The organism is Fictibacillus macauensis ZFHKF-1 (genome assembly GCF_000269865.1).
Classification (GTDB): Bacteria; Bacillota; Bacilli; order Bacillales; family Fictibacillaceae; genus Fictibacillus_C; species Fictibacillus_C macauensis.
Genome location: NZ_AKKV01000042.1, coordinates 64,931 through 86,083 on the forward strand (window position 1 = coordinate 64,931; position 21,153 = coordinate 86,083).

The following is a 21,153-nucleotide window of genomic DNA, read 5'->3' on the forward strand; positions in this document are numbered from 1 at the left end:
ATACACCCTTGGTAGGACAAACACCGTTTCCCCTTAAACCTAGTGTTCATAAGCTATTGCAGAGATCTTTTTAAAGGGGGAACGGAATGGATGGGTTTTTTACAAAAATAAAAATAAGTCAATGGTCGCGAGAAATGGTGGCGAGGTTATGGGGCTTTTTTCAGCATAAAGTACCGGATGTGCGACTACAGACACAGGCGCACCATCCGTATTACAAGCCCAGTAACGTGAATCACAATCAAGCTACAACGAGTGGTAAAGGCATTACCATTGCAATGATCGATACGGGCATTCATTTACACAATGATGTCCAAGAGCGCATCGTTGTTTTTCGTGATTTTTTACATGGCAAACATGTTCCCTACGATGATAACGGTCATGGGACCCACTGTGCTGGCTGTGCAGCTGGCAATGGCTGCTTATCACAAGGCTTGTACAAAGGTCCAGCCTATGAAGCGAATCTAGCAATCTTAAAAGTTTTGGATGAAAAAGGGGCGGGACAAGCAGCAACGGTTGTAGCCGCGATTGAATGGTGCATTCGCTATAAGGATGTGTATAACATTCGGGTGCTCTCTCTTTCCTTTGGGTACGTAACAGGCGGTACGGAAGTGGATGATCCTGTCATACAAAGTGTTGAAAAAGCGTGGCGAGCTGGCATTGTTGTCTGCGTGTCAGCGGGCAATAAAGGACCGGAAATGGGCACCATATCAAGCCCAGGCATGTGCCCAACCGTTATTACCGTGGGAGCATCTGATACCGCCGCAACCCACTATGGCGAGGTGATTGTACCTGCTTCTTACTCCAGTCGAGGCCCAACCGTTCATGGTCACACGAAACCGGACTTTCTCTTGCCAGGCACTGGTATTATCTCGCTACGAGCTCCCTACAGTTACTTAGATCAGCGTCGGCCCATAGATCGTGTAGGGGAAGCGTATTGTGTTATGAGCGGAACATCCATGGCCACTTCACGATGTGCTGGTCTCGTTGCACTTTTATTAGAAAAGCAACCAGAATTAACACCCGATGAAATAAAAGAGAAGTTAGTACAGGCAGCGAATGACCTTGGCTATGAAGCGACAATTCAAGGTAGAGGGTACTTAAATTTTACTAATTTGTAAGATATAGATATACTGATTGGTAAAAAGGGGTAAATTCACATGTTAAATAAGCGAGTTGTCGTCATAACTGGTGGGGCAAGTGGAATTGGGGAAGCAACAGCGCGTCTGTTTGCCGAAAAAGGCGACCAAGTTGTTATTGCTGATGTAAATGAAGAAGCTGGCGTAGCATTAGCGGCCGAACTACAAGGCCTGTTCATAAAAACAAATGTTGCTGACTATGAGCAAGTAGAACAGCTCATTCAACATACAATTGATGAATTTGGCTCCATCGATGTGATGTTTAACAACGCAGGAATTGGCCGATTAACGCCTGTTCTGGATCAAACATTACAAGACTATCATGATGTAATTAGCATTAATCAGCATGGCGTTGCCTACGGCATTATAGCAGCTGGTAATGCTATGCGTAAATTAGAAACACGGGGCGTAATTATTAATACAGCTTCAGTATTCGGTTATTTAGCTTCACCAGGTACGTTCGCTTATCATGCAACAAAGGGAGCCGTTATTATGATGACGAAATCAGCAGCCCTAGAGCTTGCGCCATACGGCATTCGCGTCGTTGGCGTGGCGCCAGGTGTTGTTGACACCCCAATCCTAGATGGATATCGTCAGAGTGGAAAAGTAGAAGCAATGGGAGCAAAAGTGATGGGAAATACACTAACAAAACCCGCAGACATCGCAAATATCGTCTATTTGTTATCACTACCAGAATCCGCGGCAGTTAATGGCAGTATCGTCATGGCGGATGATGGCTACGCATCCTTTAAATAATACGAAAAAACTAGGTTAGACACACTATTTCCTCTGTTTTGTAACATTTCCGAGAGCTTAGCACTTGCTTTGCTCTCTTTTTGATCATTTGCACATTCTCTGAGGGAGGATTTATCTTGTTTGCGCGCGAACAGAGTGCCCCTGCGCGCGAACGGAGTACCTCTGCGCGCGAATCAGGTGCTTCTGCGCGCGAACGGAGTGCCTCTGCGCGCGAACGGAGTGCCTCTGCGCGCGAACGGAGTGCTTTTGCGCGCGAACGGAGTGCTTTTGCGCGCGAACGGAGTGCCTCTGCGCGCGAACCGAACGTTCCCGCCCGCGAATCACTCTTTTCGTCATCATTGAAGGGCTTGCACACGATTTCTACAAAATTTTGTAGTGCATTCGAGTGTTTGGCGCTTGATTTACTCTCTTTTTGATCTCCTGCGCGCGAACGTGATGCCTCTGCGCGCGAACGTGATGCTCCTGCGCGCGAACCGAGTGCCTCTGCGCGCGAACGTGATGCTCCTGCGCGCGAACGTGATGCTTCTGCGCGCGAACGTGATGCTCCTGCGCGCGAACCGAATGCCCCCGCGCGCGAACGTGATGCCCCCGAGCGCGAACCGAACGCTCCTGCACGCGAACCACACGCCCCCAAGCACTCTTCCAAACCTTCAACGCAAGTCAATCTATAATAAAAATATTAAACAACATCAAAAAATGGCTTCTGCATCAAAAACTGATGGTGAAGCCATTTTTATGAGTTAGGGCTGCTTATGTCTCAGCCTTTTTTTATTTCCATAGTATGAGAGAAGCTGCGATCACAGGTGTGGCCACCATCGCTATTTTTAAGAGCTGTGTTGGTGCATAGTTCGTTAGTTTTGCCCCTAAATAGGCGCCAATCATCGTACCGACTAGCACTTGAAGCAGCAATGTCACATCCAAATAGCCTTGTAGTACATAGCCAATACTGCCACCAGCAGCAATGGGCAAAATGACAAGCATGGTCGTGCCAATAGCTTCAGCAATCGTTAAGGAAAAGCAGAGAATTAAGCCTATTTGGATAAATGGTGCTGCGCCTATGCCGAACAAGCCTGATAATACGCCTGTCACGCAGCCAAGCAGAAGTGCTCGCAACACAAGGTTTTTCTTTTCTAACAGAGGCTTGCGTTCGTCATCGCTCCGTTTTTGGAAAACAAACAGGCGACATACAATAAGTACTGCTGATGCCAATAGCATTCCTGCTGTTAAATAATGAAGATCACCCGCCGGAATATACGATGTTAGATGTGAGCCAACAAGGGCACCAAGTGCGCCGAAAATGCCAGTGGCAGCCCCTACAGAAATTTTAATGTTTCCTTCACGAAGATGACTAACAGCTCCTGATAGCGTTGTAAACACCATTGCTGAAAGCGACGTTGCTAGCGCCGTATGAATCTCAACATCAAACAAAAGCAGTACCGAAATAATAAAGCCTGCACCGCCAACCCCAACAAAACCACACATAACCCCAATGATAAGCATCGTTACGATCAAGAACACGTCAGATCTACCCCTTCCCTCGTTCACTAAACCAAATGTTGTCAAAAAAAGCAATGGAAATGCTTTTGAAGTAGAGCTGCCAATTGAAGCAATGCAACTTGCATTACCTTGGAGGATTTACTAAAATTCGTCTTTAGAGTGGTTTCATTTTTTTACCAGTAGGGAATAGGTGAGAGTCTTGTGGAAAATGTGTGGACGTTTTCAAAATTTATCCACGAGATGATAAGGTTATGGTTTAATAGACTTTATAGGGCGATGAGCCCGCAAAAAAAGGGAGGCTTATTATGAGAAAGATGTTTAAATGGAATGCGCTACTACTTGTAGCGGTACTCGTATTTGCGATGCTTCAGCCGATGACAAGTCGGGTGGCGTTAGCAGATAGTTCTGATTCGCTTGAAGGTCCATCTTCTCTTCAACAAGGAAAATGGGTAAAGAGCACCATTGAAAAACCAGAGGGTGAGCAGTGGTTTGAGCTTACACCTAATCAAGCAGATGTACAAAAAACAACGCATGCTCGTATTACACTCAAAACAAAAGCAAATGTTTCGATCAGTGTCTATCCTTCAAAAGATCGCGCTGAAAAGGACGAAACATTTGATATGTACCGAAGCAATGCGATTGAACAAAATGGAAAGCCCGTGGAAATCAACATGCCTTATGGGTGGCAAGGTCCCTATTACATAAAAGTGACAAACCTCGGCAATCCTCCAAGTGAAGATCCAGAAGCTCCGAAAGAAGAAGCAAAAGCAGAAGAGCCAGCATCTTACGAAATGGAATATCATAGTGTAAACTTACCGCCAACAACGCCGGACAAAGGCGGGATGCCAGTCTGTCCTGTTGAAATGACGGTTGGTAAAGAAAAAGCAGGACAATCCGTATTAGCACAGCTTCGTCACATTCGTGATGGCTTGCTTTCGCAAACAAAAGAAGGGAAAGAACTATCATCACTTTACTACAAAACAGCACCGTTCCTTGTAGGAAAAATGATCGTTTCCAAAGATTTGCGCGAAGATGTTCTGCAACATCTACTCGTCTTAAAACCAATTTTTAAAGAGCTTGCTGAAAAAGGTGGAAACAGCACGCATGTCATAACAGCTCAAGAGCAAAAAGCCATTGACGCTCTTTATAAAATTGTGCTTGATGCAACGCCAAGCATGTGGAAAGATCAAATCGAAAAAGTTGCTGATTCAGTCGATTTACATCACCTTGCTGGCAAAAAGCTTTCAGACATTTTAGTAGGGGCGAAGCTAGTCAATAGAAATGAAGCGCCATCTACTGAGTTAATCGTAAAGTTGAAAGACAACGAGAAAGCTCCTATAACAACAAGTAAATTGAAACAAAATGGCGTTTCTGCTGAAGTGAAGCCAGCCTTCCCAAGTCAAGATGCCATTCTTGATGATTTATATGTTGTGAAGGTAAAACAACCTTCCTCCATTAAAAAGCAATCAGCCGCGAGTCAAGAAGCACATATGGGCATGACAAAAGAGAAGATTGAAAAACTATCAGGTGTTGAATTTGTCGAAGAAAATAAGCAATATCACGCTCTAACAACTGATACACAGTATCCATACCAATGGTCCCTTGAAAATAAAGATGGCAAAAAAGGTGCCGATATTGGTTTTACAAAAATGAATAAGCTTGCTGCGACAATGCCTCTACAAAAAGTAAAAGTGGCCGTTGTTGATACAGGCGTAGATCATACGTTAGCAGATTTAAAAGAAGTTGTTCATCCCGAACTAGGTAAAAACTTTCATAAAATGGGCACTAGTACAATAGACGATAATGCTCACGGTACACACGTAGCGGGTATTATCGCTGCTTCTGCCAATAACGGGTATTCCATGACGGGTATTAACACGTCAGCTGAAATTATTCCTGTTAAAGTATTAGACGAGAATGGTAGCGGCGATCTTGAGAATGTGGCAAAAGGAATTGTCTATGCCGCAAACCAAGGAGCGAAAGTTATTAACTTAAGTCTTGGTGGACCATATAGCCGTTCACTTGAAGTAGCGATGAAATATGCGCATGATAAAGGTGCATTGCTCGTCGTTGCCTCTGGAAATGAAGCAAAATCAGAAGTCAGTTATCCTGCTTCATCAAAATACGCCTTTACCATTGGCGCAACAAATAGTTTAGATGTGGTTTCGGATTATTCCAACTATGGAAAAGGACTTGATATGGTTGCCCCAGGTACTGACATACCGAGTATTGTCCCAGATGGTAACGTTACGTTCTTCTCTGGAACATCAATGGCTACACCGCACGTAGTCGGTGCTGCCAGCATGTTACTTGCAGCCAATCCGAAATTAACAGCGAAAGAAATTGCAACGATTTTAACACAAACAGCGGATCAACTTTCCTTCCATTCGGTAGATTCTAAGCTTGATAAGAAACAAGAAATGATGGACGAGTTACTTGGTGCCAAGTCATCCGTTGGGTATGATAAAAAATCTGGCTGGGGTCGCTTGAATGCCTATAATGCTCTTAGCGCTGTGCGCTTACATGCTTCAATTGGCAAAGTAACGCCAACCACTCTAACGGGAACAGCTGAAAAGGGCGCTAGCATTGTTGTAAAAGACGGCAAGCACACGCTAGGCAAAACGACTGCAGATAACAAGGGTCGTTATTCTGTAAAAATTGCTCCAACGCTAAAAGCAAAAGTGATTTCAGTGCATATTACAACGAGTGCAGCAAGCACCACACTACACACTGTATCTGTAAAAGCAAAAGTACCTGCTGCTCCATCAGTAAAAGCAGCAAGTGCGACAAAGCTAACAGGTAAAGCCGTAGCAGGTGGCAGCATTACGATCATGAATAAAGGCAAGAGCAAGCTTGCCAAAGGCACTGTATCGAAAAAAGGAACATTTACACTCACTTATAAAAAACAGAAAAAAGGAACGAAACTTTATGTAACCGTAACCTCTCGTGACGGCGTTCCAAGCAAAGCAACAGTTGTAACTGTAAAATAACAACAGCGAAAAGCAGACATTGAAGCCCAGAGCTCCATGTCTGCTTTTTCTTTACCGTTAAATCCTTCTTTTGGCATATTTTAGTGAGACGGAATAATTGCTACTATACAAGCAACAAGAGCATAATTGAGGAGTGGTTTGACCATTCCTTTAGGTGTGGAAAATAGAAAGGAGCGGCCAAGGGAGTATGTCCTTAAAACGTCTTAAACTCATTTTATGGGTGAATAGTATCCTTTTTTTATCTATTTTTATAACGATCTTATGGAAGGTTGTTGCAGACGTTCAACAACGCCTTCTGTTCATCGGTGGTATTGCCATTTTAGAGATAAGTATTATGTATGCGCTCTATAAATTTTATGCAAGCATTCAAAACAAAAAGAAAGCAAAGCGAACGTTATAAAGAAGAAAGCCCTTAAGTCTTCATCCAAAGTATTGATGGAGTATGCTACGATATAGTGGCAAGTTGGATGAGAATGGAGGGCTTTTTTTGTCGTTATTTATAAGTGAAAATCCGTTAGCATCACAGGTGTTAGGACGGACAATTGATGTAAAATGGCTATTTCCCGAGACGCTGACAGAAGGCGATGTGCAGCTGTTATTCGTGCAAGATGGCTATTATTATATGAAACTTGGTGGCTTAAAGGAGACGTTTACAGCACTTCTTGAAGAAAAGCCTGCAGAGATGAACAATGTGATTATGATTACCGTGAGCCCGGGCTCGCCTTCGCAACGTCGCGATTTGTATCATCCAGAGGGTGCTCATTTTGAACAATTTCTACACTTTTTCTATGATGAGCTTTTACCGGACGTGGAACGAAAGCTAGCAGCGATGAATCTTCAGCCGGTAAAAATGGGCGGTCTTGGCGATTCATTAGCGGGCGTGGCCGCATTATATTTAGCGATCACTCAACCGACGCGCTGGACGCATTTAATGCTGCAATCCGCTGCGTTTGATGAAGGCATCATAGCAGATGTAACGCATCAGCTGCAACAGCCGTCGTGGCATATTTATCAAGTAGTGGGAGAGCATGAAAATCATTTCAAGTCACCGGTAACAGGAGAAATAACGCATATTACCGATGGAAACGAAGCAGTGCGTCGGCTTTTTTTACAGCAGCAGCTTGCCCTTGATTATCATAGGGAAGATGCCGAGCATGTTTGGGTATTTTGGAAAGAGGACTTGCGAAGAGCACTGCATTTCTTTGTGCAGTCATAAGATTAATGACACTCGAAAACCCGAGTGTCATTTTTTCATGATCCTAAGCAGCTCGATGTCAGCAAAAAAGCTGCCGATTTTCTAATCATTTCTATACTTTTTGTTCCAAATGTTGTAATTTATATACTAATAGACATGAAGGAGCTAATGGTATGGATGTTATAACAAACAAAGTGGTCGTGATTGCTCTCTTTATCTTAGTCATTACGACGATTGAAACGCTCGCATATTCGACGAGAATATCGGGTGCACGCGTGCGCTTAATTGCGACAGCGCTTTCGTTATTTAGTACACTTGTCATTCTTTCACGATTTTCTACGATGATTCAACAACCCTTAACCGCTAAATTGATTGCAGAGGCCCCGTTACAGAATCGTTTGCTGTTTATTGAAGAGCAATATCGCTTGTTAATTGCCGTAACTTCAGTAGGCGTTATGCTTGGCATTGTGCTGTTTCCGACGTTTATCGCTATATTTTCCCGGGCAATTGTTGGACTTTCACATGAACGTGGTTCCCTCGTTGCGCTTCTAACAAAACACATCAATCCAACCGTTGTAAAAAAGATCGTGCAATGCATTCGCTTACCACGCCTAGCGTACTTAAAAGGCATTACGTATCAAACAATTCCAAGGCGATTGTTTGTTATAAACGTACTCATATCCGCTGTTTTTACGATTGGTGTCCTTTCTTCCATTTACGCATCAATGTTAGTTCCACCCGACCAAGCGCAAGCGGCCTTAATGTCATCAGGCATTATAAACGGCATTGCGACGATTTTATTAACGTTGTTTGTCGATCCGAAAGCCTCGGTATTAGCAGATCGTGTGACGAAAAAGCAGAGTCCCTACATTTATTTGAAAAGCTATTCTGTGACGATGGTCAGTTCAAAGTTAGTGGGCACGCTGGTTGCGCAATTATTATTTTTACCAGCTGCCTACTATGTAGCTTGGTTTGCGCAGTGGATTTAACTTTTCTCCTCAAGCCAAGCCGTATACAAGCTTACAGCTGCTTGCTTCGCTTCGCCGATAATTTTTAAATAATAAAAGCGACTCGTGCCTGGCGCAAGTATAATGCCGGTCGGTTTTACTGTACTGGACTCATAAGGTGGTACCGTTAAATAGCCAAGCGAATCACCGTTTGCAATTTCAACGTTTTGGCCGTAAAAAATACGTCCTTTAGGAGCAACTTTTCCAATCAGCGCATTGTTGCCAGGAATGCCGGGCTGTGCTTCTTTCAATTGTGAACGGACCGTTAAATAAGGGAAAAATTGTACGCTCACAGCCGCTTTTGATAAATTCGCAAAAACGAGCGTTTCAATCGTAATGTTCACCCCAGACTGTTTTGGGTTATTTAAGAGAATGAGGCCATTGCCCTGTTCATCAAACGTAACAATTGGTGAAGCACCTACGAAAATGGTAGCCATGCCGTCGTCCCCCTTCACTACCCAAACATATGTAGAACGCCCTTGGCTCATGCGTCAATCGTTAAAGAGGTTTGTAAGATGCGATATATGGTAATATTTAAGGAATGGTACTATTATCGAGAGGGGAAAACAATCATGACACATTATTCTGGTTATATTGGAACGTATACAAAAGGTGATAGTAAAGGCGTGTATGGCTTTACATTGAATACGGAAACAGGTGAAATTACAGATATTAAAGCAGAGGCACAATTAGGAAATCCTACGTACGTAACCGTAAGCGCGGATCATCAATACCTTTACGCTGTAAAAAAAGATGGCGATATGGGTGGCGTTGCCGGTTATTCGATTACTGGTGATACGAATGGTCTGTCTCATTTAAAAAGCCAAGTAACAGAGGGCGCTTCACCTTGTCACGTAAGCGTTGACTCTAAAAATAAACATGTGGTAACAGCTAACTATCATCGAGGAACGGTCGAGCTTTTTGCGGTGGATAACGAAGAAGGTGGCATTCAGCCCGTAGCTTCTGTTGCGCAACTTGAAGGAAATGGTCCTCACGAGCGCCAAGAAAAGCCACATACGCACTATGCAGGCTTTACACCCGATGAAAAGTATATCGTAGCAGTTGATCTTGGCATTGACCAAATCATCACGTATGACTACAGCAACGATACGCTGAAAGAAGTACACACACTACACGTAAAACCAGGGAGCGGTCCCCGTCATATTACGTTCCATCCAAATGGAAAATATGCCTACGTGATGACAGAAATTAGCTCAGAAGTAATCGTGCTTTCCTATAACGAGGAAGACGGAAGCTTCCAAGTGCTACAAACGATTTCTACCATTCCTGAAGATTTTACAGAAAACAACCAAGGAAGTGCGATTCACATTTCAGCAGATGGCTGTTTCGTCTATGCTGGCAACCGTGGTCATAACTCCATTGCCGTGTTCTCAGTATCCGATCAAGGGCAATTAACTTTAGTAGACATTACTTCTACAGAAGGTGACTGGCCGCGAGACTTTGCTCTCGATCCATCACAGAAATTTATCTTAGCTGCTAACGAACAGTCCAGCTCACTCGTTCTGTTCTCACGCGACGAGCATACAGGCAAACTATCACTAAAATATAAGGATGCATACGTACCATATCCAGTGTGCGTAAAATTCCTATAAGTCGAATGGCTTTATCATTGATGTTGATGATAAAGCCATTTTTTTGAAATTTAGAATGTCTTACATTTGACCTAACCTTGCCATGAACTTGCAGGCGCATGAACTGGGAGCTGAATCCCGGGAGTAGAAATCACGCGCAAGACATTGGAGAATTGTAAAAAAAGTCATTCGCGCGCAGGAGGCTTCGAATCGCGCGCGGACCACGTTCATTCGCGCGCAGGAGGCTTCGAATCGCGCGCAGATCATGTGCGTTCGCGCGCAGGAGGCTTCGAATCGCGCGCAGATCATGTTCATTTGCGCGCAGGCATGGCAAATCGTGTGCTAGAGCAGGTGAAAGAGGTCAAAAAGAGAGCAAATCGAAAACAAAAGCTACAAAAGAGGCTAATAATTGCAAAAAATCACGGGCAAGGCATTTGAGAATTGTAAAAAAAGTCATTCGCGCGCAGGAGGCTTCGAATCGCGCGCAGACTCTGTTCATTCGCGCGCAGGAGGCCCCGAATCGCGCGCAGACCATGTTCGTTCGCGCGCAGGCATGGCAAATCGTGTGCTAGAGCAGGTGAAAGAGGTCAAAAAGAAAGCAAATCGAAAACAAAAGCTACAAAAGAGGCTAATAATTGCAAAAAAATCACGTTCAAGGCATTTGAGAATTGTAAAAAAAGTCATTCGCGCGCAGGAGGCCCTGAATCGCGCGCGGACCACGTTCATTCGCGCGTATGAGGCCCCGAATTGCGCGCAGACCAATAAGTAAAAAAACAGGCTATCGAGAAAATGCTCGACAGCCTGTTTTCGTCACGATGTTCATCGCGTTGGTTTTTTTGTTGACTGAATCCCAATGTAAAACAATAAAGCAAATAAGAGTGTAATGAATCCAGAGTGAGCAAGCGTTGTAAAGATGCTTGCACTAGTCCAAATAATGGCGATTCCACTCATAATTTGTGCCAAAACAAGGATAAAAGCAACAATGGAACCGTAGTACAAGTCTGGTCGCACGCCACGATAATGGCGAATGGCATAAATCATCAGCGCAGCAATCAGAACAAAAAGCACAACACCGGCCATACGATGTAAGAAATGAATGCCTTGTAAGCCGCCTAAGCCTGGGAAAAATTGCTCTGGCGTACAGCCCGGAAATTCCCAACAAGCAAGACTTGCTTTCTTATGACGCAAATAGGCGCCACTATAAATATCAAGATACGCATAAACGACCGTCACCCACGCTAAAATTTTAAAGCGTCGTGAGACACCTTGCTTTACAATTTTATGATAACGATCCTTTTGCAGTACGTACATGCTTAAAAGGGCGACACCTGTAAATGCAAGCAATGAAAATCCAAAGTGCATCGCCAGCACTTCAGCGGACTGTGGCCAAAGAACAGCTGCAGCACCAATAATTGATTCAACGATAATAAAAGTAATGCCAAGAATAGCGAGACCGCGTACTTCGCGGCTGCCTTTGTAGCGAATCATTGCCCAAATCGAGAATACGAACACAAGAATGCCGGCAAATCCGGTAATCACTCGGTGCGTATATTCAATCATTGTAGCGACTGTATATTCTGGAATGAATTGACCGTTACATAGTGGCCAATCACTACCACAGCCCATGCCAGAACCCGTTTTCGTGACGAGCGACCCAGCAATCATTAATATAAACATCACAACACTCGTTATAATAGCCATCCATTTAAAGGCTTTTCCCATACAAAAAGCTCCTTTAGTCTTATATACTCACACTTAGCATCATGGATGATTCTACGCCAACAGTCAACTGAGAAGCTATAAATGACAAACATTTGTCATATGTCACGCTAGAACACATCACACATTGCAAAAAAAACCTCCTGATGGGCAATGGAAGCTCTTCAGGAGTCATAAGAAGAGACAACTTCACTTAATAGCAAGATGTCTTCTTTAATCAATTCTTTATAATGTTCGTCAGGACAACGGCTATAATCTTGGAGCAGACGATCAAGTTCTTTAATGAACAATAAAGTCTCCACTCTGTCAGCCAAGTGAACCAACTCCTCTTTGTGTGACTTTCCGTCTGCTTACGCTCACTCTAGGCGGCAAAGCCAGGTGGAAACTGGCTTACGTAATTGGAATTGTATATCTCCGCTAAAGAGATAGTGATCGGCACATGTGCCGGACGCTAACGTAAAAGGAGAGGATACTATCATAATAGCCGTAATGATTGTAGTTAAAACATAACAATTGTAAAAAAAGGAGGATAATAATGGGAAGACCACTAGTAGTGTTGAGCAAAACTACGTTTATAAAAAAGCGTAGTGTTATATGAAACAACGCTTGAAGAAGGCGTTGACAGCGCCATTGACCTACAGTAGCATTACAATAAACTACCAGTTTTTTTGGAGGAGAAGCGCCTATGCATCAATCATTAAAAAAACTTGGCATGACCGATCTTGAAGGAAAATGTTACGTTGTACTACATGAAACTCCGCGTCTTTCTGGCTATGAAGTAGCGAAGCGGGTCGGTGCATCGCGCCCCAATGTATATAGTGCCATACGTTCCTTGCTTACAAAAAATGCCTGTCGAGTCATTGAAGGTGAACACGCAAAATATGAGGCAGTGCCTATTGCAGACGTTTTAGAACGTTATAAAGAAGAGTTTCTTGAAACCGAACAAACGTTATTAGCGCACTTAAAGGAACAAAAAGCGCAGGCGCCTGTCTTTTATCATTGGGAAGAAGAAGCACACGTTCAACGCATCATTCACAAAGCCGTACGATCTGCCCAAACTACGCTCGTTCTAACAGTGTGGGCCCAAGACTTACCTCCTCTTGAGGCAGAGCTCGTAGCTGCACAAGACCGTGGTGTGACCGTCATTGTTCAAGTAATTGGCTCGTGTGTTTCAGCGCTACAGCATGTATATTTTCGAAATGAAGAAGATGATTGGCATAGTACGGAGCGAAAGTTTTCTGTGCTTTGTGATGAACGCACAGCGATCATAGGAAGTTTTGGCGGGGAACTTGTACCGGCAGCGGTAGAAAGTCAGCATCCGGCACTCATTGAAACGTTAAAAAACAGCTTTTATCAAGATATGATTTTAAAGCAAATTGAATATGATTTTAATGAAGAGTTAGAGGAAGCGTATGGAGAAAATTATGAGCGCCTCCTCTACCATATGATGTATGAAATAGGCTTGAAGATCTAGCGAGGTGCCTTGTGATATAAGGCATAAAGCGCACTTTGAACGTTGGCAAACGTAAGAACGCGGGTAAAATCAATGCCAAGCTGAACACTTGTAACCGCAATTTCTGGGCGAATGCCAGCAATCGCAACTTGCACACCAAGCAAGGAAAGTTGCTTAATGACTGTAAATACCTCATCTGCTACCGTAGTATCTAACGAAGCAACGCCAGAAAGATCGATAATCAGATGAGCGAGCTTTAGTTTTGTTACTTTTTGCATCGTTTGTTCTTGAATAACCGTAGCGCGGTGCGTATTAATTTCACCGGTTAAAGGCAAAATGCCAATTTCCGTTGTTAGTGGGATGACGGGGGCCCCCATTTGAAAAATAGAAGGTTCAGAGGCCTCTTGTTTATGATAAAAATCAACGAAATGTTCAAGCAATTGTTTGAAAAAAAGCTGCAGCAATTCAAACCATTCGCTAAGCTGACCCGTCGTTATTTCTGTCGGATACATATCTGCAAATTGGCGAATGCGTCCAAAAGCAAGCACTTGACTGCGTTGAATTTGATGAACATTTTCGCGCAAAGAAATCGAATGATCATAGCGGTCTTGTGCAAGTTGCTGGACCCATAGAAAGCGGTCATTTCTTTTAATAAAGTATGAAGCCAATCGGGTCGTAAGCGTTTGATGCTGCTCGCGAAGTGTTTGTTCGATGAGTTTAGATGTAGTAGCATCTCTCCCTTGAAGCCATTCCTCCGCCATGGATGAGGACTGATCATTCAAAAATGAAGAAAGTCGCTCGTTCATCATACGATTCCTCCTATCATGGAAATAAAGGTATTTACTATACAATCGGCAAGGAATGGTTGGCGTGAAGGGTTAGTGGCTAAAAAGAAGAGATTATGGAGCTATCCTCACTACTTCTGTATAACGAAAACGATTTCCTTCTATATTACTAAAATTTTTTTAGGAAAAAGGGTGTGATTTTAGTGCTAACGCTCCTTCTCGTAGATGATCATGCTGTCGTTCGCCAAGGGTTAACGATGCTACTTAATGCGGAACCGTCCTTTTCCGTCATTGGAGAAGCGGCAAATGGTGATGAAGCCATTGCGCAAGCGGCAGCGCTTTGTCCAGATGTAATCGTCATGGATGTTAGCATGCCTGGGCGTGATGGGCTATCTGCCTCCGCCGAAATTCATGCTTCCCAGCCAAACGTTGCGATATTAGTACTAACGATGCACAACGATGAGGGCTATATTTATCAAGCTAGGCAGGCTGGGGCCGCCGGCTGTATTTTAAAAAGTGCGCCTCATGAAGCACTAATAGAAGCCATTCATCAGATTAGTCGCGGTGAGCCGTATTGGCCAACTTCACGTAGGAAACCGCAAGTGGAGGAGGATCACCCGCTTTCGCAGCGCGAAAAGGAAGTGCTAACGCTCATTGCTAAAGGCTATTCGAATAAAGAGATTGCTCACGTTCTCGTAATTAGTGTAAAAACCGTTGAAACCCACAAAGGACATGTGATGGAAAAGCTAGGCATAAAAGCGCGTCATGAACTCGTAGATTATGCGCTAAAGAAAGGATTTTTAGGTTATGGACAATCATCTGCAATCTCCGATGATTCTAGTGAGTGATTGCCATGGAAAACTCATTTCGCAAGATTCTCAAAGTGTAAATGTATTGGGGGCAATTCAATTTCTCCCAGACCAATTAAGGGATGCAAAATTGCCTGCAATTCTTTCTTTTGGTGAGCATGTCTACTATGTCGTCTGTCATACATTTTTGCACTATACCGTGTACGTGCTAACGCATGATCGAGGCGAAACCGTTAAAGAACTAGCTGATGTGAAATTTGCCCTCGATGAAGCAGCGATCGTTGCCATTACCGACGAACGCGGAAAAATTACATACGTAAACGATACGTTTTGTGCGATTTCGCAATATACGCGTGAAGAGCTACTCGGTCGTGATCATCGCATGATTAATTCAGGCTATCATTCGCCTGCTTTTATGAAGAATTTATGGTACACCATTTCGCGTGGAAACGTGTGGCGAGGAGAAGTAAAAAATAAGGCGAAAGATGGCAGCTATTATTGGGTAGATACAACCATCGTTCCGTTTCTTACAGAAGAGGGAACACCTTATCAATATTTAGCCATTCGCTCCGAAATTACGGAAAAAAAGACCGTTCAAGACAAGTTACAACAAATGACAACACGCCTTTTAACCGTTCAAGAAGAAGAGCGAAAGCGACTCTCGCGCAACTTGCATGACGGCATCGGACAAAATTTATATAGTCATCTTATTACGATCAGTCGCTTAGCACGTGATCTGGACCATCCGTTACTTGCCCAACTACAGCAGGAGGCACAAGATTTAATAGAAGAAGTGCGCGATATTTCCTGGGAATTAAGACCGTCAGTGCTAGATGATTTAGGCTTACTACCGGCAATTACAACGTTTCTCTCGCGCTATCGTGAGCATTATGGCATTTTCGTCTCGTTTAGACATGAGGATTTTAAAGCAAGACTCCCTTCGACTCTTGAGACGACGATTTATCGAGTTATTCAAGAAGCATTAACGAATGTACGCAAGTATGCTGCAGTAGAGGAAGCGTGCGTTTCCATTGTACGTGATGAACGACAAGTAACAGTGACCATTTCTGATCAAGGGAGGGGCTTTGATCGTCATGAAGCGCTAGGTGGCGTCGGATTATTTAGTATGAAAGAACGTGCCCATGCGAATGGTGGTACACTACATGTGGATAGTCAGAAGGGTCAGGGGACAACCGTCCAGCTTCAATTGCCATGCTAGCTCTTTTGGCAAAGCGTAGTGATCTATGGTACGATTGTTAACGCATTTTATAATGATAGTTAACATAAAGTGTTCTAAGAGGGAGGAACTCACATGATCTTGCTGCGCGGACACCATCTCTTTTGTCTACTAGGCTTTCGAGGTATGGGCTATTCAAAGGAATACGTTGACAATATGAAACAACTTCATAAAACATTACGTGAAAATCCAGATTCAGCTGTGAAAATTATTCTTGGCCCAGACGAACTGTGTGCTCACTATCCAAATAGCGGAGAATATCATTGCCAAGCAGAAGAAATTTACGAGCGCGATGCGGCGATTCTTCAGAAACTTCAACTGAACGTTGGTCAACAAACAACGTGGCGGGAGATTGAAACAGCCATTAAAAACTATAGCAAACCAGATGACATCGCCACCATTTGCGAAACCTGTTCATGGCGAACATACGGTGTATGTGAAGAAGGCATACGCGAAATGCATGAAGGAAAAGGATTGCGGGTGGTGAAGTAGCGAAATAGTAGGATGTTAAAATAAGTAATTTGTCCCTGGGTATTATCGTGTATCATATGTTACGATAATAGATAAATTTTCCAAAAGGGACTTGATAGTGATGGTTGCGGATCAGTTATTGAAGAGGTACCGTGAAGATTTTTCTAGTAAGAGTAAACTATTATTAATTTGGAACCATAGTCGAACTCTAACAATACTAATCTTTTTATTTATACTAGGTGGGCTATATTATCCTTTGATAAATTTTAATCATGATAATTTCTATAGGGGCCTGTTATTCCTGGGTATGTGGGTTCTGATATCTATTTCGATAATATACTGGTGTAAGAGAAAGTATAAACACACTGAGTTTATTAGGTTATTAACAATGGATTATGATAAAGAAATTTTTTTGAAAATATTAAAAGAAACTTCAGACGCTAGCACTCTAGAACAATTTCAATATTTAGAGCGGTACCTTATCAAGCATTATATACCTAAAAGAATTGAAATACCTTTTAAAAGTTTAATTGGAACAATGATTGTAGCTGGTATTTCTACTCCCTTATTGAATATAGGAGTAACTATGTATTTGCAAGGAAACGCTGAAAAATTTTCTATTATTATGTCGATTTATCTCCAGTGGTTTAGCATTTTAGTATGGGCTAGCATAATTACCTACTTTGTTAGAACGTTCATTATACGTCGAAAAGAAGAAACTCAAAAAACAATTTTAAGCCACTTAAGAGAAATAATTTATCTCAAACAAATTAAAGCATCTAATCATCAAAGTCGGTCCTCTAAACCTAGAAACCGGCTATAAATGTTCATGGAGTACTTTTTTTGTAGCCTCCCAATTTTTCTTTGTGGCTCCTTCTAAAGCCCTTCTCGAAAAGCAGACGCATCCTTTGCATCTACTTCAAACGTCTCCGTATCATCCCCGACAAGACGAATAAAATAGCCATTGTCGTCTGTTTCGTTCATTTCTAGAAGGCGACTGCCACCTTTGGCATCGTTTGTTTTAAAGAGGAGAAGCACATCGTAATCTGTTTTGTCCATAGAGTGTTGGACGCGATGCGCTTTTTTTAGTATTTGCTTAAAAGAATCAATGTCTTTTTTATTCGTTAATTTTTTAAACGGTTTTTGTGCAGAAGTATTACTAAATGTACTGGATTTTGAGATGCATACAGATCTAATGTCATCTAAAAGATTGTTGTCTAGCAAAGGATCTGTAGAAGAAGTGCAAGCCGCTAATAAGCTCATGGTGATTCCTACAAAACAGAGCACTCTTTTCATAATTAACCTCCAAGTTAGTAAATTTTTACTAATATACCATATCGAGAGTTTTCGTACAAATAGGTGTGTGCTCTTAGTACGACTGTCCAAGCGTAAGTGAGGATGAATGAATAGGATGTATAGAAGTAAATAATGCAGATCGATGTATCTGTATTGTATTTCACACACCCTAAGTGCAGAAAGGAACATTCACTCGATGGAACGTAAGTACACTCACTATGAGGATAAAAGCGACTATGAGAAAAAAGAGCGTTTTGGACAGGACTATGAAAAGTGTCAAAGTGTCATTAAGAACGCGGAACAATTAATAGAAGAAGACTTGTTGTTACGACAGAAAACAAAATTACTCGATGCGCGGATAGGACAACTTCTTGAAGAAGTGATGCGTTTACAAGACCGACGTCGTCTCATGGTTGAGCGCGAATTACTGCTTCGAGAAACCGCAGAAGATTTGCTTAACAATTCTTGTTGTGATTATGGAAATAGGGATACAGCTAGATGTGTGAGATTGTATAACGAAATAGAACTTTTACGTGATGGTGTTCTAGCATTACGACGTTCGAGTACTGACTTAGTTTCGTTGGCAACGCTTGATTGGGAACGATCTGATAACCTTGCGCTGAAATTAGACAGAAAAGAACAACAATATCGAGCGTGCGTAAAAGGTTATTGCGGTGATAAAGAGTGGAAATAGAGTAGACAAGCGAGGAGGAACCTAAGCGTTACTCCTCGCTGCTTTATTGTGTTATAAAAACGCGTCTAGCTTTTTCGGCAACAGAAAGCTAATACAAGAGGAATGCGTTGGCGCCGCTCGTATTCTAACGAATCAGTAAAGTGTTCGCGTAGTGGCTTGCCTTCGCGAAGATCGGTTATTGTAAAGCCGGCAGCGCGTAAAGTAGTAAAATAGTGTTCAATGGTGTGATGGTATTTAATTACGGTTTCGTTGATCCATGGTTCTTTTCGTTCACCTTCTAGAAAGTAGTCATCAACGATCCAATTGTCACGGCGGTCGCTAGTAGTTTTGCTTTTAAATGAAGCGGTTGTAAGAGGGTGTTGAACGCTAAAGACAAATGTTCCATTGTGCTTTAGTGTTTGATAGATTTTTTCAAATAATGGAGAGAGTTTTTCTACATAATGAATGGCAAAGCGTGAGGTAACTAGATTGAATGTGTCTTTTGGATAGAGATACTGCTCCATTGTATGGCGATGGATGAGGCCATTAAGATGGGCGAGGTTTTGCTGAGCGGCGTCAGCCATACGGGAGGAACCTTCTACGCCATGATACGTTGCTGCACCTTGGTCTAACAATTCGACGCCGAAGGAAGCATCGCCACAGCCGAGATCTAAGATGTCTAGATTCGTTACATCTCCAATTAAAGCATACATAATGGGCTTTTCAATGGCATTGTTAGGACTTTCTTTGCGATTTCTTCTTTTCATATAGTTGGTAAAAAAAGTATCTTTTTCGTAAGCACTACTTCCTTTGTATTCCATATACTACCTCCTCCATGTTTAACCACTTTACATACGATACCATAAAAGGTAAAAAAATCAACGCTTTTCCCGCCCACGATACTTACTATCATCAAGCATTCGTAAATACCCCGCATGTTTACCGTATTCTGTGAATAGGGTGTAAAGAGACAAGTTGTAAGGGGGAGGGTGTATGCAGGCAGAGGCACTGACAGAGGTGGAGATGGCGCACATCTTGCGGTATGGAATGCCAAAGGCGACATCTCCGCGCCGCGTCATTATTGCAGGAGGTGGAATGTCAGGGCTTGCTGCGTGTCTTCTCTTAAAGGAAGCAGGACATGACGTTGTATTGTTAGAGGCGTCGCATCGCATTGGTGGCCGCGTGTTAACCATTTCTGAGCCGTTTTCAGAAGGCCATTATTTTGAAGCGGGGGCGATGCGCATTCCGGAGACGCATTCGCTCGTGCTCAGTTTAGTAGAGCGCTTTGGACTGAAGCTCGAACCGTTTTATACGTCACGACCAGAAGATCTTTATTATATTAATGGGCGACGGATGAATGCAGCGGCGTATGAGCAAGATCCTGATGCGCTAGATTTTCCTGTCGCACCGCAAGAGAAAGGCTTTACAGCGGATCAGCTTATGCATTATGCGACTGAGCCCCTTGTTCATTTTATTGATGAAGATCCCGAGAAGCATTGGCCACTTGTCATTAAGCGGCTCGGAGGCTATTCTGTGGATCGTTTTTTAAAAGAAAATCCATATGGGCGCTCCCTTTCACCTGGGGCGGTTGACATGATTAAAGTGATGTTGTCATTAGAAGGCTTTCCGGAGTTGTCGTTTTTAGAGATTTTTCGCGACATTCTTGTGTTGTTCAAGCGAGATTTAAAATTTTTTCAAATAGTAGGTGGTAATGATCAGCTGCCAAAACGGCTTGCGAAGGAAGTGACAGCGGAGATTTGTTTCGGGCAGCGGGTATCCCGAATTACGCAGAACGAAGAAGGTGTGCGCTTGAATACGAAGCATCCGCAAACCGGCACAACGTATGAAGTGCAAGGAGATTGTGCCCTGATTACCATTCCGTTTTCTGTCTTAAACTTCGTACGCTTTGAACCGTATGATTCGTTATCGTATTTAAAACGGCGAGCCATTCGCGAGCTTCATTATGCACCTGCGACGAAAATTGCGGTTGAATTTCGCTCACGCTTTTGGGAACAAGAAGGTTTGTTTGGAGGCAAGGCGGTCAGTGATTTGCCGATACGCTTTGCACATTATCCGTCCTACCGCGTGCAAGGTAGTTCAGGAGGTGTCGTCGTAACGAGTTATACGTGGGAAGATGATTCTAACATTTGGAGCTTGTTGCCCAATGATGTACGCATTACGGAATCACTGCGGTGCTTTGCACTTATTCATGGGAACACGGTGTACGATGAACTCGTTACGGGATCTTCGTATAGCTGGGGACGCAATCCTTTTAATGGCGGGGGCTTTACGATGTTTAAACCGTATCAAGAAGAAGAGTTTGGTCATGCGATTGGGACGAGAGAGGGGCATCTGTACTTTGCGGGAGAACATGCCTCCGATCACCACGGATGGATGCAAGGTGCATTAAAATCGGCTGTGAAAGCAGCGGTGGCCATTCAATATTATCAATAGTTACCGCTTTTTTCCGTTACCTTGCAATCTTCTAGTGTTATGGTACGATAGAATATCTATTTAATGCCTGGTGAGAAGGGAAC

General features: G+C 43.1%; 23 protein-coding genes. 15 read left to right on the forward strand and 8 right to left on the reverse strand.

From position 1 onward, the window contains the following. The first annotated feature begins 86 nt into the window (after positions 1-86). Positions 87-1,118 carry a S8 family peptidase gene (locus tag A374_RS17840; RefSeq protein WP_007203646.1) on the forward strand — a complete coding sequence of 344 codons (1,032 nt, stop codon included), beginning with the start codon at positions 87-89 and terminating at the stop codon, positions 1,116-1,118. Positions 1,119-1,157: 39 nt separating this feature from the next. Beyond that, entirely contained in the window at positions 1,158-1,892 is a 735-nt protein-coding gene (locus tag A374_RS17845; RefSeq protein WP_007203647.1) for an SDR family NAD(P)-dependent oxidoreductase, read from the forward strand. Between the two features lie 10 nt (positions 1,893-1,902). On the opposite strand, the gene A374_RS21185 is transcribed toward A374_RS17845, so the two are convergent. Together A374_RS21185 and A374_RS17855 are read right to left on the reverse strand one after the other, a co-directional pair. Continuing rightward, positions 1,903-2,526 (reverse strand): hypothetical protein, encoded by a 624-nt coding sequence (locus A374_RS21185; RefSeq protein ID WP_007203648.1) that lies wholly within the window; start codon positions 2,524-2,526, stop codon positions 1,903-1,905. Positions 2,527-2,660: 134 nt separating this feature from the next. Further along, entirely contained in the window at positions 2,661-3,410 is a 750-nt protein-coding gene (locus tag A374_RS17855) for a sulfite exporter TauE/SafE family protein (RefSeq protein ID WP_007203649.1), read from the reverse strand. 284 nt (positions 3,411-3,694) lie between these two features. Here A374_RS17855 and A374_RS17860 point away from each other — a divergent pair, with 284 nt between their 5' ends. From A374_RS17860 to A374_RS17875, 4 genes are all read left to right on the forward strand, one after another. Further along, on the forward strand, positions 3,695-6,379 hold the full coding sequence (locus A374_RS17860; protein WP_007203650.1) for a S8 family peptidase: 2,685 nt from the start codon (positions 3,695-3,697) through the stop codon (positions 6,377-6,379). A 187-nt stretch (positions 6,380-6,566) separates the two neighbouring features. Next, complete coding sequence (locus A374_RS17865) at positions 6,567-6,779, forward strand: hypothetical protein (protein WP_007203651.1); 213 nt, start codon at positions 6,567-6,569, stop codon at positions 6,777-6,779. 87 nt (positions 6,780-6,866) lie between these two features. Beyond that, positions 6,867-7,595: an alpha/beta hydrolase-fold protein gene (locus A374_RS17870; RefSeq protein WP_007203652.1), complete on the forward strand. Its 729-nt coding sequence runs from the start codon at positions 6,867-6,869 to the stop codon at positions 7,593-7,595. A gap of 152 nt (positions 7,596-7,747) precedes the next feature. Then, entirely contained in the window at positions 7,748-8,563 is an 816-nt protein-coding gene (locus A374_RS17875) for a lipid II flippase Amj family protein (RefSeq protein ID WP_007203653.1), read from the forward strand. On the opposite strand, the gene A374_RS17880 is transcribed toward A374_RS17875, so the two are convergent. Continuing rightward, on the reverse strand, positions 8,560-9,018 hold the full coding sequence (locus A374_RS17880; RefSeq protein ID WP_007203654.1) for a DUF6143 family protein: 459 nt from the start codon (positions 9,016-9,018) through the stop codon (positions 8,560-8,562). The two genes, A374_RS17875 and A374_RS17880, sit on opposite strands and share 4 nt — an antisense overlap. Before the next feature lie 135 nt (positions 9,019-9,153). On the opposite strand from A374_RS17880, the gene A374_RS17885 reads away from it, so the two are divergent. Further along, on the forward strand, positions 9,154-10,194 hold the full coding sequence (locus tag A374_RS17885; protein WP_007203655.1) for a lactonase family protein: 1,041 nt from the start codon (positions 9,154-9,156) through the stop codon (positions 10,192-10,194). A gap of 388 nt (positions 10,195-10,582) precedes the next feature. Beyond that, positions 10,583-10,942, forward strand: a complete 360-nt coding sequence (locus A374_RS17895) for a hypothetical protein (RefSeq protein ID WP_007203657.1) — start codon at positions 10,583-10,585, stop codon at positions 10,940-10,942. A gap of 50 nt (positions 10,943-10,992) precedes the next feature. On the opposite strand, the gene A374_RS17900 is transcribed toward A374_RS17895, so the two are convergent. Both A374_RS17900 and A374_RS20950 read right to left on the reverse strand, forming a co-directional pair. Further along, complete coding sequence (locus A374_RS17900) at positions 10,993-11,895, reverse strand: COX15/CtaA family protein (protein ID WP_007203658.1); 903 nt, start codon at positions 11,893-11,895, stop codon at positions 10,993-10,995. A gap of 161 nt (positions 11,896-12,056) precedes the next feature. Continuing rightward, a complete protein-coding gene (locus tag A374_RS20950; RefSeq protein WP_007203659.1) occupies positions 12,057-12,206 on the reverse strand; it encodes a hypothetical protein in 150 nt (49 codons plus the stop codon). Between the two features lie 371 nt (positions 12,207-12,577). Between A374_RS20950 and A374_RS17905 the strand changes: the two genes are divergently transcribed. Beyond that, positions 12,578-13,366, forward strand: coding sequence for a TrmB family transcriptional regulator (locus A374_RS17905; protein WP_007203660.1), 789 nt, complete (start codon positions 12,578-12,580; stop codon positions 13,364-13,366). Here A374_RS17905 and A374_RS17910 read toward each other — a convergent pair. Beyond that, positions 13,363-14,154, reverse strand: coding sequence for an STAS domain-containing protein (locus A374_RS17910; protein WP_040340718.1), 792 nt, complete (start codon positions 14,152-14,154; stop codon positions 13,363-13,365). The two genes, A374_RS17905 and A374_RS17910, sit on opposite strands and share 4 nt — an antisense overlap. Positions 14,155-14,333: 179 nt before the next feature. Between A374_RS17910 and A374_RS17915 the strand changes: the two genes are divergently transcribed. The 4 genes from A374_RS17915 (at position 14,334) to A374_RS20760 (ending at position 17,470) form a co-directional block, all read left to right on the forward strand. After that, on the forward strand, positions 14,334-14,978 hold the full coding sequence (locus A374_RS17915) for a response regulator transcription factor (protein ID WP_050979778.1): 645 nt from the start codon (positions 14,334-14,336) through the stop codon (positions 14,976-14,978). Further along, on the forward strand, positions 14,938-16,158 hold the full coding sequence (locus A374_RS17920) for a PAS domain-containing sensor histidine kinase (protein WP_007203663.1): 1,221 nt from the start codon (positions 14,938-14,940) through the stop codon (positions 16,156-16,158). The genes A374_RS17915 and A374_RS17920 overlap by 41 nt, the downstream gene beginning before the upstream one ends. Before the next feature lie 93 nt (positions 16,159-16,251). Further along, positions 16,252-16,668: a DUF1284 domain-containing protein gene (locus tag A374_RS17925; protein WP_007203664.1), complete on the forward strand. Its 417-nt coding sequence runs from the start codon at positions 16,252-16,254 to the stop codon at positions 16,666-16,668. 367 nt (positions 16,669-17,035) lie between these two features. Continuing rightward, the gene (locus tag A374_RS20760) at positions 17,036-17,470 is read left to right on the forward strand and encodes a hypothetical protein (RefSeq protein ID WP_156793271.1); all 435 of its coding nucleotides are present in this window, start codon (positions 17,036-17,038) and stop codon (positions 17,468-17,470) included. A 53-nt stretch (positions 17,471-17,523) separates the two neighbouring features. Here A374_RS20760 and A374_RS17935 read toward each other — a convergent pair whose 3' ends face one another. Further along, entirely contained in the window at positions 17,524-17,943 is a 420-nt protein-coding gene (locus A374_RS17935; RefSeq protein ID WP_007203666.1) for a hypothetical protein, read from the reverse strand. Positions 17,944-18,139: 196 nt separating this feature from the next. Here A374_RS17935 and A374_RS17940 point away from each other — a divergent pair, with 196 nt between their 5' ends. Then, positions 18,140-18,637, forward strand: a complete 498-nt coding sequence (locus A374_RS17940; RefSeq protein WP_007203667.1) for a hypothetical protein — start codon at positions 18,140-18,142, stop codon at positions 18,635-18,637. Between the two features lie 65 nt (positions 18,638-18,702). Here A374_RS17940 and A374_RS17945 read toward each other — a convergent pair whose 3' ends face one another. Continuing rightward, a complete protein-coding gene (locus A374_RS17945; RefSeq protein ID WP_007203668.1) occupies positions 18,703-19,437 on the reverse strand; it encodes a class I SAM-dependent methyltransferase in 735 nt (244 codons plus the stop codon). Positions 19,438-19,609: 172 nt separating this feature from the next. Between A374_RS17945 and A374_RS17950 the strand changes: the two genes are divergently transcribed. Further along, positions 19,610-21,070: a flavin monoamine oxidase family protein gene (locus A374_RS17950; RefSeq protein ID WP_007203669.1), complete on the forward strand. Its 1,461-nt coding sequence runs from the start codon at positions 19,610-19,612 to the stop codon at positions 21,068-21,070. Positions 21,071-21,153 lie beyond the last annotated feature (83 nt).

What these genes read in the sequence shown, in the direction of transcription:
- A374_RS17945 (WP_007203668.1), bottom strand. Translation starts at nt 19,437, where the DNA reads ATGGAATACAAAGGAAGTAGTGCTTACGAAAAAGATACTTTTTTTACC.
- A374_RS17920 (WP_007203663.1), top strand. Translation starts at nt 14,938, where the DNA reads ATGGACAATCATCTGCAATCTCCGATGATTCTAGTGAGTGATTGCCAT.
- A374_RS17875 (WP_007203653.1), top strand. Translation starts at nt 7,748, where the DNA reads ATGGATGTTATAACAAACAAAGTGGTCGTGATTGCTCTCTTTATCTTA.
- A374_RS17935 (WP_007203666.1), bottom strand. Translation starts at nt 17,943, where the DNA reads ATGAAAAGAGTGCTCTGTTTTGTAGGAATCACCATGAGCTTATTAGCG.
- A374_RS17840 (WP_007203646.1), top strand. Translation starts at nt 87, where the DNA reads ATGGATGGGTTTTTTACAAAAATAAAAATAAGTCAATGGTCGCGAGAA.
- A374_RS17910 (WP_040340718.1), bottom strand. Translation starts at nt 14,154, where the DNA reads ATGATGAACGAGCGACTTTCTTCATTTTTGAATGATCAGTCCTCATCC.
- A374_RS17950 (WP_007203669.1), top strand. Translation starts at nt 19,610, where the DNA reads ATGCAGGCAGAGGCACTGACAGAGGTGGAGATGGCGCACATCTTGCGG.
- A374_RS17865 (WP_007203651.1), top strand. Translation starts at nt 6,567, where the DNA reads ATGTCCTTAAAACGTCTTAAACTCATTTTATGGGTGAATAGTATCCTT.
- A374_RS17880 (WP_007203654.1), bottom strand. Translation starts at nt 9,018, where the DNA reads ATGGCTACCATTTTCGTAGGTGCTTCACCAATTGTTACGTTTGATGAA.
- A374_RS17860 (WP_007203650.1), top strand. Translation starts at nt 3,695, where the DNA reads ATGAGAAAGATGTTTAAATGGAATGCGCTACTACTTGTAGCGGTACTC.
- A374_RS20760 (WP_156793271.1), top strand. Translation starts at nt 17,036, where the DNA reads ATGGATTATGATAAAGAAATTTTTTTGAAAATATTAAAAGAAACTTCA.
- A374_RS17925 (WP_007203664.1), top strand. Translation starts at nt 16,252, where the DNA reads ATGATCTTGCTGCGCGGACACCATCTCTTTTGTCTACTAGGCTTTCGA.
- A374_RS17900 (WP_007203658.1), bottom strand. Translation starts at nt 11,895, where the DNA reads ATGGGAAAAGCCTTTAAATGGATGGCTATTATAACGAGTGTTGTGATG.
- A374_RS17885 (WP_007203655.1), top strand. Translation starts at nt 9,154, where the DNA reads ATGACACATTATTCTGGTTATATTGGAACGTATACAAAAGGTGATAGT.
- A374_RS17845 (WP_007203647.1), top strand. Translation starts at nt 1,158, where the DNA reads ATGTTAAATAAGCGAGTTGTCGTCATAACTGGTGGGGCAAGTGGAATT.
- A374_RS17940 (WP_007203667.1), top strand. Translation starts at nt 18,140, where the DNA reads ATGGAACGTAAGTACACTCACTATGAGGATAAAAGCGACTATGAGAAA.
- A374_RS17905 (WP_007203660.1), top strand. Translation starts at nt 12,578, where the DNA reads ATGCATCAATCATTAAAAAAACTTGGCATGACCGATCTTGAAGGAAAA.